General features: G+C 67.1%; 11 protein-coding genes and 1 pseudogene. 3 read left to right on the top strand and 9 right to left on the bottom strand.

The window, feature by feature from the left end:
* Positions 1-24 precede the first annotated feature (24 nt).
* Together ACQP0U_RS20900 and gntA are read right to left on the bottom strand one after the other, a co-directional pair.
* Positions 25-492 carry a GNAT family N-acetyltransferase gene (locus ACQP0U_RS20900; protein WP_433309587.1) on the bottom strand — a complete coding sequence of 156 codons (468 nt, stop codon included), beginning with the start codon at positions 490-492 and terminating at the stop codon, positions 25-27.
* On the bottom strand, positions 489-1,193 hold the full coding sequence (gene gntA / locus ACQP0U_RS20895) for a guanitoxin biosynthesis heme-dependent pre-guanitoxin N-hydroxylase GntA (RefSeq protein WP_433309585.1): 705 nt from the start codon (positions 1,191-1,193) through the stop codon (positions 489-491). Before gntA ends, ACQP0U_RS20900 begins: the two co-directional genes overlap by 4 nt.
* Before the next feature lie 246 nt (positions 1,194-1,439).
* On the opposite strand from gntA, the gene ACQP0U_RS20890 reads away from it, so the two are divergent.
* Positions 1,440-4,268, top strand: a complete 2,829-nt coding sequence (locus ACQP0U_RS20890; RefSeq protein WP_433309582.1) for a BTAD domain-containing putative transcriptional regulator — start codon at positions 1,440-1,442, stop codon at positions 4,266-4,268.
* Positions 4,269-4,363: 95 nt separating this feature from the next.
* Here ACQP0U_RS20890 and ACQP0U_RS20885 read toward each other — a convergent pair whose 3' ends face one another.
* The 4 genes and pseudogenes from ACQP0U_RS20885 to ACQP0U_RS20870 all read right to left on the bottom strand — a co-directional run bounded on the left by ACQP0U_RS20885 (position 4,364) and on the right by ACQP0U_RS20870 (position 8,072).
* Entirely contained in the window at positions 4,364-5,575 is a 1,212-nt protein-coding gene (locus ACQP0U_RS20885) for a hypothetical protein (RefSeq protein WP_433309579.1), read from the bottom strand.
* Positions 5,572-6,819, bottom strand: coding sequence for an ATP-grasp domain-containing protein (locus ACQP0U_RS20880; protein WP_433309576.1), 1,248 nt, complete (start codon positions 6,817-6,819; stop codon positions 5,572-5,574). Before ACQP0U_RS20880 ends, ACQP0U_RS20885 begins: the two co-directional genes overlap by 4 nt.
* 250 nt (positions 6,820-7,069) lie before the next feature.
* A pseudogene (locus tag ACQP0U_RS20875) lies at positions 7,070-7,221 on the bottom strand (ISAzo13 family transposase); the annotation flags it as partial.
* A gap of 137 nt (positions 7,222-7,358) precedes the next feature.
* Positions 7,359-8,072, bottom strand: coding sequence for a GNAT family N-acetyltransferase (locus ACQP0U_RS20870; protein WP_433309573.1), 714 nt, complete (start codon positions 8,070-8,072; stop codon positions 7,359-7,361).
* A gap of 575 nt (positions 8,073-8,647) precedes the next feature.
* Between ACQP0U_RS20870 and ACQP0U_RS20865 the strand changes: the two genes are divergently transcribed.
* Both ACQP0U_RS20865 and ACQP0U_RS20860 read left to right on the top strand, forming a co-directional pair.
* Positions 8,648-9,025, top strand: coding sequence for a hypothetical protein (locus ACQP0U_RS20865; protein WP_433309570.1), 378 nt, complete (start codon positions 8,648-8,650; stop codon positions 9,023-9,025).
* Between the two features lie 281 nt (positions 9,026-9,306).
* Positions 9,307-10,506, top strand: a complete 1,200-nt coding sequence (locus ACQP0U_RS20860; RefSeq protein WP_433309567.1) for a low temperature requirement protein A — start codon at positions 9,307-9,309, stop codon at positions 10,504-10,506.
* A gap of 194 nt (positions 10,507-10,700) precedes the next feature.
* On the opposite strand, the gene ACQP0U_RS20855 is transcribed toward ACQP0U_RS20860, so the two are convergent.
* The 3 genes from ACQP0U_RS20855 to ACQP0U_RS20845 form a co-directional block, all read right to left on the bottom strand.
* Positions 10,701-11,000 carry a putative quinol monooxygenase gene (locus tag ACQP0U_RS20855; protein ID WP_433309566.1) on the bottom strand — a complete coding sequence of 100 codons (300 nt, stop codon included), beginning with the start codon at positions 10,998-11,000 and terminating at the stop codon, positions 10,701-10,703.
* 298 nt (positions 11,001-11,298) lie between these two features.
* On the bottom strand, positions 11,299-12,219 hold the full coding sequence (locus ACQP0U_RS20850) for an SDR family NAD(P)-dependent oxidoreductase (RefSeq protein WP_433309563.1): 921 nt from the start codon (positions 12,217-12,219) through the stop codon (positions 11,299-11,301).
* 237 nt (positions 12,220-12,456) lie between these two features.
* A complete protein-coding gene (locus tag ACQP0U_RS20845) occupies positions 12,457-13,950 on the bottom strand; it encodes a sulfatase family protein (protein ID WP_433309560.1) in 1,494 nt (497 codons plus the stop codon).
* Positions 13,951-14,160 lie beyond the last annotated feature (210 nt).

The following is a 14,160-nucleotide window of genomic DNA, read 5'->3' as shown; positions in this document are numbered from 1 at the left end:
CCCTTTCCCGTAGGCCGACGACCGTCAGATCCAGCGGCGGTAGACGACGGAATTACGCGTGGGATCCAGTTGGCTCACCCAGCGCCGAGGCCCGGCAGCCGGCTCGACCTCAACGAACCCGTGTCCGAGAAACCACGCGTTGGTCGGGCTGGACGCCGCGTACAGTGCACGCGCCGATGACCGGGCCGCCTCCTGGAGGGTCCGGTCGAGCAGAAGACTCCCGGTCCGGCGGCCCCGGAAGCTGCTGTGGACGCACAGGTTGTCCAGGACCCAGTCGACCCCGAAGCGCTGGACGCCGGCGCAGGCCACTATCCGGCTGTCGTCCTCGACGACCAGGAAGTCGGCGTGACGCCGGGCGAACTCACCGACGTCGCGATGACGCAGCCGACCGAGCGCGACGAACGGAGCGGACAGGTCGTGCAGGGCCTCCGCGTCCGCCCGGCGGGCTCGTCGCAGCGTCAGGAGGGAAGCCCGACTGACGGAGGTGTTCACCGAGCGCTCTCGTCGAACGTCGCCGACCCGCCCGAGATCGGGCACCGCCATTCCGCCGGCTGCGGCAGCCCCGAGTACTGGAGGGCCTCCGGCTGCTCCCCGAAGTCGGCGAGGTTCGGGTTGATGGATCCCTGAAGCCGCAGCTCGCGGGCCCGGATCTTGTCCTGGAGCGAAGCGTAGAGCCCCTCCTGCTTCAACTGCTCGAACTGGACATGGGAGTTGAAGACGAGCACCGGGTGCGTGAACCGACGGGAGATCCTCGACGCCTGGGAGTGCAGACCCACCACGAAGAACGGATGCCCGGCGACGCTGTAGGCGAAGTCCAGGGAATGGGGATCACTGGAGACGCCCGGTGCCCACGCGTATTTCTCCCGATCCAGCTGGCGAAGCATGGCGAGCTGCGCCCAGAGGGTGTGCTCGAACTCCGTCTCGCTCAGCCGACGCGGATTTTCGAAGATCGCCGCGAAAGAGCTGAACCTGGTCTCGTGCAGCCGGGCCTGGTCGACGAAGCTGACAATTTCCCGGTGCAGATCCCGAGTGCTGTCGGCGTCGAGCATCGACTTCAGTTCGACGCAATATAGTTGCTTCTGGCGTACCGACGCGCGCGCACCGAGGCAGGAAAAAGCGGTGCCGGCAATCCAATTCTCGAATGCTGATGTCAGAGGTCCAGATTTCTGGACAAACTCATCCTGTCCAGCCATTGAAATACCCCGTAACTTGGTTGCACCACCCTGATATAGGCACATACGAGGCCCCCCTCCATCTGCCTTGGACAAGCATGGTCAGTGATGTAGGCTGATTTCTTGACGGCGAGTTGACAGCGTTGTCGACACGGTGAGGTGCGACCTGAGCCCCGGGGGTGTCGGGCTTAGGCGATCAACGGGGGCACTGTGGGCTTGATGATTCTTGGGCCAGTGGAGGGTCGATCGAAGGGTCGGCCGTCGTCGATGGGAAGACCGCAGCAGTGCACGGTTCTGGCCGCGCTGGCCGTCGACGTCGGACGGACGGTGCCGGCCGACGTGCTCGTCGAGCGGGTGTGGGGCCAGGAGCCACCCGAGCGGGCGCGGCGCACCCTGCACAGTCACATCACCCGCATCCGGCGGTCACTGGAGTCGATCGACACGAGTTCCGGGGATCCGGCCCGGCTGGTGCTGGGCTCCGGGGGCTACCGCCTCGACATGGCGCCCGACGACATCGACCTGCACCGTTTCCGCAGGCTGGTGAAGCGGGCCGACAGACGGCTGTGCTCCGAGGCCGAAGCGCGGGGCCTGCTCCGACAAGCCGTCGCCCTGTGGCGCGGCGAGCCACTGGCCGGCCTGACCAGCGCCTGGGCCGAACGCACTCGGGCCGCGTGGACGCTGGAGCGGCTGGACGCCGTGGTCGCCTGGGCCCGGACGGAGCTGGCGATCGGGGACCCTCAGACGGTCATCGCGGAGCTGAACGTGCTGGCCTACGACTATCCGCTGGTGGAAAGCCTGGCGGCGACGCTGATTCAGGCCCAGTACGCTGCTGGGCGCACGAGCGAGGCCCTGGACCGCTACGCGGCCGTGCGACGGCAGATGGTCGAGGCGCTCGGCATCGAGCCGGGCCCCGAGCTGCGGCAGGTGCAGCAGGCGATCCTGCAGGGCGACCGGATGGGGCCGACCGGCCCGGCGATCAGCCGTGACGCCGTTCTCGCACCGCAGGTCCGGATCCCGCCCCGGCGCCCGACCCATGCCGTCGCCGGGCCCGCACCGCGCCGGCCCCTGGTCGTCCCGGCGCAGCTGCCGATCGACGTCCGGGGTTTCGCCGGCCGCGAGGTGGAGATGGCCCAGTTGTCGGACATCCTCGAAACCTCCCAGGCGGAGAAGCAGCCCGCGCTGTGTGTCCTCTGGAGTGCCGCTGGATCAGGCAAGACCTCCTTGGCGGTGCACTGGGCGCACCGGGTGGCGCAGCAGTTTCCGGAGGGGCAGCTCTACGCCAACCTGCGGGGCTTCGAGCCGAGCGGCGTGGTGGTGCGGCCGGAAGAGATCACCCGCATGTTCCTGGACGCGTTCCAGGTGCCGCCGCAAAGCATCCCGGTCAGCCTGGAGGCACAGGCGGCGTTGTATCGCAGCTGCGTCGCTGGTCGCCGGATGCTCGTGGTTCTGGACAACGCGCGTGACGTCGACCAGGTCAGGCCCCTGTTGCCCGGCACCCCCGAATGCCTGGTCCTGGTCACCAGCCGCCGTGCGCTGCCCAGCCTCGTGGCGTCCGAGGGCGCTCATCCCATCGCGGTCGGCCCGTTGCCGTACGACGAGGCCCGGCGGGTGCTCTCCAACCGGCTGGGCGCCGCCCGGGTCACGGCGGACAGCGCAGCCGTCGACCGGCTCATCGCCCGGTGCGCGGGGTTGCCGCTCGCCCTGGCCCTCGTCGCCGCACGCGCCGCGACCCACCCTGACCTGGACCTTCCTACGCTCGCCGACGAGCTCGACGCGGCCGTCGGATCGGCCGGGGCGCCGGCCGAGGCCGGGAGGGACGTCCACGTCGTATTCGTGTGGACCTACCGGACGCTGAGCCCGGCCGCGGCGAGGCTGTTCCGCCTGCTGGGGCTCTCGCCCGGTCCGGACATCGACGAACTGGCCGTGGCCCACCTCGCGGCGCTGGACCTGCCCGCGACGCGGACGTTGCTCAATGAGCTGAAGGACGCCCAGATGGTCAGCGAGCACAAGCTGACCCGGCTGTCCTTGCACGAGTTGCTCCGGGGCTACGCGATGGACCTGGTCCGCGCGGTGGACAGCGCGGAGGAGCGGTCCGCCGCTGTTCGACGGCTGCTCACCCACTACGTGACCTTGTCACGCCGCGCCGCCATCCTGCTCGAGCCGCATCTGTCCCAGGACGCTGGGGAGAGCCCGGACGCCGGATTTCCCCGCATCACGACGGCCCGGGAGGCGGTGGAGTGGTTCACCGCGGAGCACGCGATGCTGCTCGACATCGTTCGCCGGGCCGGCGACGAGGGTCATGACGCGAGCCTGTGCAGCCTCGCTCGATCGCTGATGGAGTACTTCAACCGCCAGGGCCACTGGCGGGACCAGATCAACACGCAGCGGCTCGCCCTGGACGCCGCCCGGCGGCTCGGCGACCGGCGCGCCATGGGTCAGGCGCACCGCGGCACCGGGGTGGCCCATGCCTGGCTGGGCCAGTACGACGACGCTTACCGGCACAGCCGGAGTGCGCTCGACCTCTCCTGCGAGGTCGGTTCGACGAGTGATCAGGCCCAGGCGCATCTGGCCCTGGCGCGCGTCTTCGAGCGGCAGGGCCGCCACCGCGAGGCGCTCGACCACGATCAGGCCGCCCTCATGCTGGCCGAGATCGCGAACGACCGACTGGCGCACGCGGTCTCGCTCAACAATGTCGGCTGGTCGCTGGCCATGTTGGAGCAGTACGAGGCGGCCAAGGACCACTGCGGCCGGGCCCTGGTGGTGCTGCAGGAGGTCGGCGACGCGTCTGGGCAGGCGGCGACCTGGGACAGCCTGGGCTACATCAACCACCAGCTGCGCTTTCCGGCCGAGGCGATCGAGTGCTACCGCGAGGCGATCAGGTTGAACCGGGAGGCCGCGAACCGTTACGCCGAGGCCGACAGCCAGCACCACCTCGGCAACACTCTGATGACGCTGGGCGACTTCGCGGGTGCCAGGGAATGCTGGCAGCAGGCCGTGGTCATCCTCGACGAGCTGAACCACCCCGACGCCGAGACGGTGCAGGAAAGGCTGACCGGTCTCGAGCAGGCGCAATCCGGGATCGGCTGGCGACGCTGATCGCCGACCGGCCCAGCGTGGGCCGGTCGGCCGAGCAGACCACCCGGCGATGGTGATGACCTCGAAAGCGACGGCGAAGGGCCCTTGTCGCTGGCTCAGGAATCGTGACTGGTGCGGGCCGTCCCTACCGGCAGGGCGACGGGGGCCACCAGGAGGGCTCGCCCTCTCGGCAATGTGAGGACGGCGCTGATAAGCACGGCCGCAGCGGACGCCGAGATGAGCACCGCTGGGTCAATGAGATTCCCGACGGCGGCTAGCGTGAGCCCCGCGAGCGGCATCGGCACGATCAGCAGTATGCCAAAGAGCCCCACCGTCGCCGCGTAGTTCTCCAGTGGCACCCGACGCGCTCTGATGACCCGGATGTACACGCTGAAGAACGAGTCGAGCAGCAGGAACGCACCGAGGCATCCAGCGAAAACCCAGAGCCGGGCCGCCAGCGCGACACCCAACGCGGCCAGGCACATCCCCACCGCGACAGCGATCCCGACCGTCGACAGCGACACACGCGAGGTCAGCCGGTGGAAGGCCAACAGGCCGACGATGGCCGGCACGCTGCTCGCCGCGTACATCAGGCCCAGCTCACTGCTGCTTGTCCCGAACGTTCCGAAAGCGATCTGGGGCGCAGCCCCGTTGATCAGCGCGAGCACGTAATTCAGGCCCATGGTGACCAGGACGATCTGGCGCAGGACGGGGTCCTCGAGCGCAGTGCGTACGGTCGCGCGCAGGGTGCGCTTCGCTGCCGCAGTGGGCGCCGTGTCGCCCGAGGGGACCGACATCGACATCAGCAGAGAGACTCCGAACAGACCCGCCGCCACGAACATCAGCACCGGCGGTGGGAACGACAGCACCACGCCCGCCGCCGCCGGCCCCAGGACCATCGCCGCCTGCTCGAAGGCGGTCAGCTGCGACTGGAATCGCTCCTGCCCCTCGGGGCGGACCAAGTACAGTCCGATCTTCTCGCCCCCGACGAAGGTCAACTCGAAGCACAGGCCCACGACCATCGCGAATATCATCAGCACCGGCAGCACCGCACCGGGATACACCGCCATCGTCAGCCCAGCCACCAGCGCCGTCGCGGTCCTGGTCAGATCCGCGACGACCATCAAGGTTCGCTGTCGTATGTTGTCGAGCCGCAGGATCGCTGCCGACAGTCCCAGGAGCCTCGGTCCCCACTGGAAGAAGACCGCTGCGCCCGACCAGCGCACATCGGCGGTCACGCTGTAGGCGAGCACCGGTACCGCGAACAGGACCAGGTAGTCGCACAGCCAGCTGGCGAACCGCATCGCGTAATACTTCGCGATACTCACGACAAATACGCTGCAACTGGTCGTAGTTCCCGGCCCAGTCGCTCGTTGACCGCCAGAGCGGTGTCTGGATCGGAAGCGCGATAGCGGACATAAGCCACGCGTCGAAGGGCCTCATAGGTCGAGGGAATCTGCTCGCCGGCGGGGACCAGCACCTTCCGCTCCACGACATCGACGTAGCGGGACACGTCGTCCCATCCCTCGATGGACGTGTAGGCGGTGACGCTGCCGGGGTCCACGAAGCGGATGCCCGCAGCCCTCCCGAATGCCGCGTGTTCGTCCAGGCAGGTCCCCGGGTCTGCGCCGACCGCCATCAACAAGGCGGCGTCCGCCATCGACACACCTGTGACGTCGGCTACCAGGTGCACGATCTGGTCTCCCGGCAGTCGTGCGGCGATCTCCATGAGTACCGGTCCGGTCGCGGACAGGCGCATCTCGCAGTGGAACACGCTGTTTTCCAACCCGACCGCCCGGACCACCTGGCCGACGTACCGCTCGATCGCGCCCAGATCGTCCGGTCCCAGAGGAGCGGGTGTGATGTGACCGAGCTCGACAAAGGTCGGCTCGGGGCCGAGGAGCTTCCTGGTCACTGCGGCGATGCGCACCTCGCCGCGCCACACGTACCCGTCGGCGCTGTACTCGTCGCCGGAGACGTATTCCTCGATGACGACCTCGTCGCCGAGCGGCCTGCCGAGGTCGATCATGCCATCGGCCTCGATGGCGGCGTACGCCCGCACAGCCTCGGCCGTGTCGCGCGCCTTCACGACGTGGATGCTGCTTGACGACTCAACCGGTTTGACCACCACCGGGAACGTCAGCGCCGCGCACGCGAGCTCCGCCTCGGCGCGGGAGGCCACCTCCCGGTGCCGGGGCGACCGGACGCCGGCGCGTTGCAGCGCCTCACGCATTTTGGCCTTGTTCCGAACGAGCGCGACATCGGTGGTGGTCAGGCCTGGCAGACCGAGTTTCTCCGCAACTTGGGCCGCGATCTCGACGTGAAACTCCGAGCCGGCAACGACGCCATCGAGCCCAGCCCCCACTGGTGAGAGACTCACCGCTTCAACGATGGCGTGTGCGTCATTCGTATCGACCTGGACGAGAGTGGATGCCAGTTCCTTGGTCGCCGCCGTCAGAGTTCGGTCTTCGGCGTCGAAGCTGGCCACCACGATGTTCCAACCCATGGCTGCGGCTCGGACAACGAGCTCGTTGCCGGAAGATACCGGTTCAACGATGAGTATTGATGTCATCGTTCCTCCCGAGTCTTGTACTGCAAAACGATCGCCAGACGACGGCGGCGGCGGCTGAACAGATGGACACAGCCGATCAAGCTACCAGCACTCCACAACAGACATTCGTACCGGTCCGAAGGCTTATCCAGTTACGATGTGGCAACTAAACTGGTTCCATATCGACCAATTTGACACCGCATGGCCTGCCTGAACGCCTATTCAGGAAGCGGGCTGTCTCGCCAAGGGTGTTTCCGGTGATCTTGTTTAGTAGCGGTTTTGTCGTCCAGCGCAGCGGGAGCACGGGTCGCCCCGCTCGTCCGGCTCAACCAGCACGAGCAGTGCCGGCGCCAGTCCTGGGTCACGCTCTTCAGCGCGCCTGCGGCCGCCGCCTGTCCGACGGACCTGCCCAACCGGCATCGGTTCGGCCACGCCCTGGCGGACCGGATGTCGCCCGATCCGACACCGGCCGGATCGTGCTTCTCGTAGCCGAGGTGCTCGGTCATCTCCACATTGAGCGCGGTCTCCAGGACCGCCTTGGTCAGCTGAGCGTGCGTGGATCAGGCACTTCTGGGCTCTGGCATGTACGCGGCCGCGACGGGTGTGCGTACTGTCCATCCGAGAGCTTGATAGAGGCGGTGGCCGTCGTCAGTGGCGACCAGGACACCGGTGTCCGCACCGAGTCGGAGGGCGTGCGACGCGAGCGAGCGCATGACGACGCTGCCCAGTCCGCGACGCCGGTGTGCTGGTGCGGTTTCGACCTGGTCGATGATCCCGAACGCGTCGGCGGTCGTGAGCCTGCCGGACGCGGCGACCTGCCCATCGGGGTCGAGAACGATAGCGGTGACAACATCGCCGGAGGTCTGAAGCCGGGCGGTGTACGGCGCTGGGGGAGTGGTGTCGGAATCCCCGCGGTACGTCGTCGTCATGAGGTAGCCGGTGTCCGCAGGCTTCCACTGGGGCGGGAGAGCGGCACGCAGGTGGGTCGGATCTCCTGCGATCTTGATCCAGGTTCCAGGTGCGTTCTGGTGCTGGCCGAGCCAAGTCAGGGTCTGCTCGTCGGGGCTGTGTAGCACGTACCGCAGGCGGTGGGCGTGGAGTCCCACATCGACACGCCATCCACCGGGAACCTCAGTGGGTGGAGGCGTGGCTCGGGAGATGACCCAACCACGCACCCATGCGCTCACTAGGCTGGCCAGGTCGCCATGGGGCCTGCTCCCGATCTCTTCCACCAACACGGTCGTCCACCCTTGCTTGGCTTTCTTGAGTGCCACCACCTTATTGCAAGTATGTGGCAACAAGACCCAGTGGGTGGTGCCCCGCACTGGACCCGGTAGCTCCAGTGCGGGGCACGAGTAGGTGCACGCTTTGCCGCGATCCGGGCACAACGGGCGTGACGGTCGGTGTGCCGGTGAGCCTCCGGACGCAGCCCGATACGGGGGAACGTCGTCGACGTCGAGGAGCACCTCGTCGGTGCGTTGCTTGGTCCACACCTGCCGGCCCGTGATTCCTTCCGCGATGGCGTGAGGCCGATGCCGGCGAGGAACTCGGCGAAGATCCGCCGGAGTCGTGGTGGTGATGTAGGCGGTTGAGAAGAGGGGCGGAACGCGACGGTGTTCCCGGTCGCTCTGCTAATGGCCTGCGCTATCGGGCACTACGCGTAACCCCGGGGGCGAACCTCGAAGGCGCGTGACCAGGAGCTTTTCCTTCTCCGGCAAACGCTTGGCGTTCCGACGGCTATAACCGACAGAATGCTCGCAACGCGGGAAGTGTAGGCATTGTTCATCGACGTGCGTGCCCGCTTCGATCTGATCCCGCCGCTATTGACATCACCAAGGAGGTTCACGGAATGACCACACGCAGGACACGGGCGCGAGTAGGTTTTACGGCGCTCGCCGCGCTTGGGCTCGCATTGTCCGCCGCAAATCCAGCTATGGCCGCCAACACCTACGCCTTTGAGGGTAGCGACTACGCCGCAACCAACCCGGCCTGGAGCAACTGGTACGAGGTGTGCGACGTGGAGAAGGACGGCAACGGCGTCTATGCACAATTCCGCGACAGCTACGAAAACTATATTGGGGGATTTGACGCCAAATACTGGGACAGTGATGGGTCGGCTGGCGGGTGCAGGAGCGGAAACCTCCCTGGTTATGTCGCAAAGATCCAGGTCTGCGAGGACGATTGGGGCGATGACACCTGTTCCGGCTGGAAGCCTGTAACTCATTAGTGCGGCAGTTCTTGCAGCGTCGTTGCATGAACATCGCAGCCACTGAAGGGTAATAAGGACGGAGACCCCCGGATCTCTCCGGGGGTCTCCGCGTAGCACGTCGGTCAGCCAGCCGTCGGCTTTTCGGGAGAGGACACTGCTGGGGCGGTGGCAGCCCTCGTCGGCCCGTCAGGCTATTGAGTCATCGCGGGTGCGTCTCATCCGTGGGCACCGCGGCAACGTGGTACGACTGCCTGAGCGACTAGCCGACGAAGCGGGCGGGCTGGGTGACGAGCAATAGAGTGGCCAATCTGCTGCGCAGGCGTGAGAGTCCGCAGCGGCCGACCTTCCTGGAACTGTTCTTCGATCTCGTCTACGTCTTCGCGCTCACCCGAATTGTGCACGAGTTGGTGCTGGACTACACCAGGGGTCACGTCGCCGAGCGGTTGACCACCTCCCTTGCGGAGAACGGCGAGACTCTGCTGCTGCTCTTGGCCCTTTGGTGGATCTGGACCCAAACGGCATGGGTGACCAGCAGATTCGATCCGTTCCAACCGCCGATCCAGTTCGTTGTCGTTGCGACGATGTACGGGAGCCTGCTCCTGGCGGTCGCGATTTCGGGGGCTCTCGCCGAGACCGGCCTGCTTTTCGCGAGCACCTATGTCGCGATCCAGGTGGGCCGCACCCTCTTCTTCGTCGGCATCGTGCGCGGTCATAATCTGCGCCGCGTCAATATGTTGGCGCTCATCTGGTTCGGCGCGTCGGCCGTACCGTGGCTCGCCGGAGCCTTCGCTCCGGAGGTGACGCGCAACTCGCTGTGGACGGTGGCCCTGGCAATCGACTACCTGGGGGCGAGACTCGGCTGGCCGGTACCGGGGCTGGGTCGCTCGCGGGTGTCCCCGTGGGCCGTCGCGGGCGAGCACTTGGCCGAGCGTTACTGGCAGCTTGTCATTGTCGCGCTCGGCGAGACGATCCTGACCTCCGGATCGAGTCTTCTCCGCGGTCCGATCGTGGCTGAACGAATGATGGCCCTTACCTTGTCGTTCCTCACCACCGTGTTGCTGTGGCGGATTTACTTCTATCGGGCCGGCCAAATCCTGGGAGAGGCCATCGCGGCATCCGCCGACCCCGGCCGGCTCGGTCGGTTGGCCGAGTTCGCACACCTGCTCATGGTGTCCGGCATCCTCGCCAGCTCAGCCGGCTCCGAACTCGTCCTCATAGATCCAACCGGAGACGCCAAACCCGCCTGGGTCGGAGCCATCCTCGGAGGGCCTGCGCTCTACCTCGTCGGGCGCTCAGTATTCGAGTACGTGGCCTTCGCCCGAGTGTCCTGGCCGCGGCTGATCGGGATCCTCGTCCTCGCGGCCATGGCACCGATCATGGTCGGCCTACCGCCGCTCGGGGTCGCTGCAGCAGCAGTCGCGGTCCTGCTCGGCGTCGCCGTCTCTGACACGATCCGAGCCCATGGACGACCACTGGAGGAGGCATCGCCGTCACACTGACGCGTACCCGGCACCCCATCACGCGTCGCTTGTCATCCCCTTGTGCGCTAACCAGGCGCGGTGACCCGAAGACGTCAGCCATGAGTGTCCCGGTCGTCAGCCGAGTGGCGCCCGTTCGAGTCGAGTGAGTGCGCCCCTCAGCCCGGAAGCGAGGGTCACGAGATGCGGCAACCTGCGAGACGGGGACTACGGGCTTACACGCCCAGGCCGCCCACCACTGTTACTTCTTCGCTGGTGAACTCACCCGTCAGCATCGGCATGGCTTTGCCGATCGCCGCCCTGGTCTCGGGGAGCTGCAACGAGGCGTCGTGCTTCTCCTTGCTCTGCCACACCTCACTCACCCAGATCGTGACGGCGTCGGTGTCCGAGACGCTCACGACGTACAGGTCGCATCCGACCTCGCGCAGGCCATCAGCGCCGCTCAGCAGAATGTCCACGACGTCATCCCGGTGGCCCGGCTTGGCCTTCATCGATCCGATGTAGCCGTACGACACAGCAACTCCTTGAAGCGGCGGCAAGCTGATCGCGTTCATGCGCCGAGCGACGAAAGCGGCTCGCAACGGTAACGATCCCTGCGGCCTTGAGCATACTGATCTGTCGCGGACAGGGCGCGGTGATCGTGAGCGTGCCCCCCGATCGACCGATGTGACTACGTGGGCCGGCGCTGGTGCCAGCGCCGATCGGCTGCTTCGCTGACGCGGCGCAGCACTTCACGCAGAAGGGTGAGAGTCTCATACGCCGCGAGCAGTCGCTCCGAGGACATGCGCGGCAGCTGCCCGGAGATGGAGGGTGTCAGGCGGGCCTCAGGTCGGTCGGGTTGGGGCCGGTCAGCACGCCACCCTCGACGGGCAGGGTGTGGCCGGTGATCCACGCGGCGTCGTCGGAGCCGAGGAAGGCGACCGCCGCGGCGATGTCTTCCGGCTCGCCGACGCGGCCGAGCGGGTACATCAGCTCGAGCTTCTCCAGCGCGCCCGGCTGGGACTCCCAATTTGGTGTCCGGACGGTGCCGGGGGCGACAACGTTGAAGCGCACACCGAGCGGACCGTACCGGGCGGCGTAGTTTTGGGACATCGCGATCTGGCCGGCCTTCGCCGCGGAGTACTCCACGTTGCCGAAGGCGGAGATAGCGTTGACCGAGCTGATCGTGACGACGTTGCCACGGGTCTTCACCAGGTGCGGGATGGCCGCCTGGATGCAGCGGGCGGCGCTGAGCAGGGTGAAGTCGAGCTGGCGGTGCCAGTCATCGGCCGAGGTGTCCTCGGGCATCGAGGTGACGATGCAGCCGCCCGCGTTGTTCACCACCAGGTCGAGCCGGCCGAACCGCCCGACCGCCGCGGCGATTGCGGCGTCGATGTCGGCGCGTGAGGTGACATCGACCTTGACTCCGAGCGCGTGCTCAGTGCCGAGTTCGTCGGCCAGCGCTGCCACCGCGTCCTGCTGCAGATCCGTGACGACCACCGCGCCGCCCTCGGCAGCGATCCGCCGGACGACGGCGTGCCCGATGCCCTGAGCCGCGGCCGTGACGAGCGCGACCTTGCCCTCGAACCGCCGCATCACTTTCCTCCGGAGCGTTGCCGCCATTTTCCGCAATTCAGCTTGGCTTGGGCGCCGGGACCGCAGTCGAGCATGATCGACCGCCCTCGGTCGTCTGCGCCGCACCAGATCGACTAGTGAGAGTGTCTCCCGATGAACACTATCGTCAGGTCCGCTCATGCCGATGACAAGGCGCGGCGATCGCGGGCGTGCTCCCCGACTGACCGATGTAGCTGGGGGGGGCCAACGCTGATGCCATCAAGGCACTGGGCGAACCTCACGGTCGACTGCTCATCCGATCAGTAGCCTCTCCGTCCCGTCGTGCTCGTGTGGCGCCCATTGCGTCCGGCCCGGCGGGGGCGGCGAACGGTCCCAGCCTGCAACAGCGCGAGGCCGCAGGTCAGGGCCGGTTCGCCGTCAGGCTGGCACGTGTCCTGCCGCCCAGCACGCCGAGTGGCTGTGGCAGGCGACGTAAGCCGCAAGCGCATCGTGCAGGGCCTCCAGTCGCGTTGCCGAGAGCCCGGCGGCGATGTTGTTGAGCTGGTGGGGGTCGACGGTCCGGTTGTAGTACTCCCGTTCGCCGTTTGAGTACTCGACGTAGGTGTAGGTCGCTGTTCGTAGGGCCTCGTAGGTGACCGGGCTGCCGTTGCGCCGGTCCTGGGCGTCGGGGTCGTCGGCCGCCTGGTTGGGGCCGTGGTGTTCGATCAGCGCCCCGGTACGCCAGTTCGGTGCCGGGTCGCCCTGTGCGAGGGGGAGCAGGTTACGCCCGTTGACGTGCGCGCCGACGTCGGCGGCGCCGATGCGTTGGAAGGTCGGCGCCAGGTCGATGTTCTGCACGATCTCGGCACGCTGCGATCCGGGGACGACGCCCGGTCCGGCGACGACGAGCGGAACCCGCACGTCGGTGTCGAAGGCGGTTTGCTTGCCCCCGGTCAACCGGTACTCGCCCATGTGAAAGCCGTTGTCGGAGCTGAACACCACGTAGGTGTTGTCGGCGATGCCGCTGGTGGTGAGTTGTGCGCGCAGGTTGCCGATTAGTCGGTCGACGGCCTGCACGGATTGGGCGCGCTTGCGGAAGTTCGTGTCCAGGGTGCTCTTCTCCTGTGCGGTCAGCGGCCCGTTGCCGGCCAGCCATGATGGCGGGTTGGTGGGCAGCCGGTCGTACGCTGCCGTGCGCGGGGCGGTGAGGCCGGGGAAGTCGTCGAGGTCCTGGTTGGCCGGGGTGAACGGGCTGTGCGGGGCGAAGGTCGAGACCTCCAGCAGGAAGGGCGTGTTGGCCGCCGCCGAGCGCTGGATGAAGTCCTTGCCCTTGCGCGACAGCACGTTCGTCAGATAGTCGGCCGGCTGGTTGCCGTAGTGCACAACGGTGTGGTTCTCGTTGAGGTCGTAGTTGTACTCGGAGTACCCGTTGCCGGCCACGTACCACTCCGACCAGCCGGGTGGGACATACGGCAGTGAACCGCCCTGTGTGTCCGCCGGCAGGTAACCGTTGAGGTACTTGCCCAGGAAGCCGGTTCGGTAGCCCTTGCCCTGCAACGCAGTCGCGAAGGTTCGGTTCTCGTTGCCCCTGCCCTTGAAGACCGCGAATCCGCCGTCGGCTCCACCATTGGTGAACACGCCGGTGTCGTGTGGGAACTGACCGGTGAGGATCGACGAGCGCGATGGGCAGCACAGCGAGTCGGTCACCGTGTAGTTGGTGAAGGTGACCCCCTCACTCTGTAGTCGCTGCACCTGCGGCAGGTATTGCACGAGGTTCCACGCGAGGTCATCGACGAGGACGAAGATGATGTTGGGCGTGGCGGCGGTCGGCGCTGGGGCGGGCTCCGCGCCGCGTGCCGGTGTCCAGGCGGCGAGCAGAGTCAGCCCGGCCACGAGGGTGGCGGCGAGGAGGCGTCGGTGGGTGATAGCCATGCCGCCAAGCCTGACCAAAATTTGTCAGCATCTATTCAACAAGTGGTGATGATCCGATCAACACCCCGGTAGCCTCACGGCACAGCACGGCCCGCGACACCGTGGCCATCGGGGCGAGTGGGCCCTGGCCGACGCCGATCATCGACCGGGGACCGAGCATCTCGCGCCAGCACCGCTAACCCAACGCCCCCGAACCCAAGCGACCGGGTC

Origin of the sequence: Micromonospora sp. CA-269861 (assembly GCF_050948505.1) — a bacterium.
Taxonomy (GTDB): Bacteria; Actinomycetota; Actinomycetes; order Mycobacteriales; family Micromonosporaceae; genus Micromonospora.
Note: the sequence above shows the minus strand (reverse complement) of the source record. Positions and strands in the feature narration are given on the sequence as shown.

Bases quoted from the DNA above. Each gene is read 5' to 3' on its own strand.
- gntA (WP_433309585.1), bottom strand. From the start codon at position 1,193: ATGGCTGGACAGGATGAGTTTGTCCAGAAATCTGGACCTCTGACATCA.
- ACQP0U_RS20890 (WP_433309582.1), top strand. From the start codon at position 1,440: ATGGGAAGACCGCAGCAGTGCACGGTTCTGGCCGCGCTGGCCGTCGAC.
- ACQP0U_RS20880 (WP_433309576.1), bottom strand. From the start codon at position 6,819: ATGACATCAATACTCATCGTTGAACCGGTATCTTCCGGCAACGAGCTC.
- ACQP0U_RS20865 (WP_433309570.1), top strand. From the start codon at position 8,648: ATGACCACACGCAGGACACGGGCGCGAGTAGGTTTTACGGCGCTCGCC.
- ACQP0U_RS20850 (WP_433309563.1), bottom strand. From the start codon at position 12,219: ATGAGCGGACCTGACGATAGTGTTCATCGGGAGACACTCTCACTAGTC.
- ACQP0U_RS20845 (WP_433309560.1), bottom strand. From the start codon at position 13,950: ATGGCTATCACCCACCGACGCCTCCTCGCCGCCACCCTCGTGGCCGGG.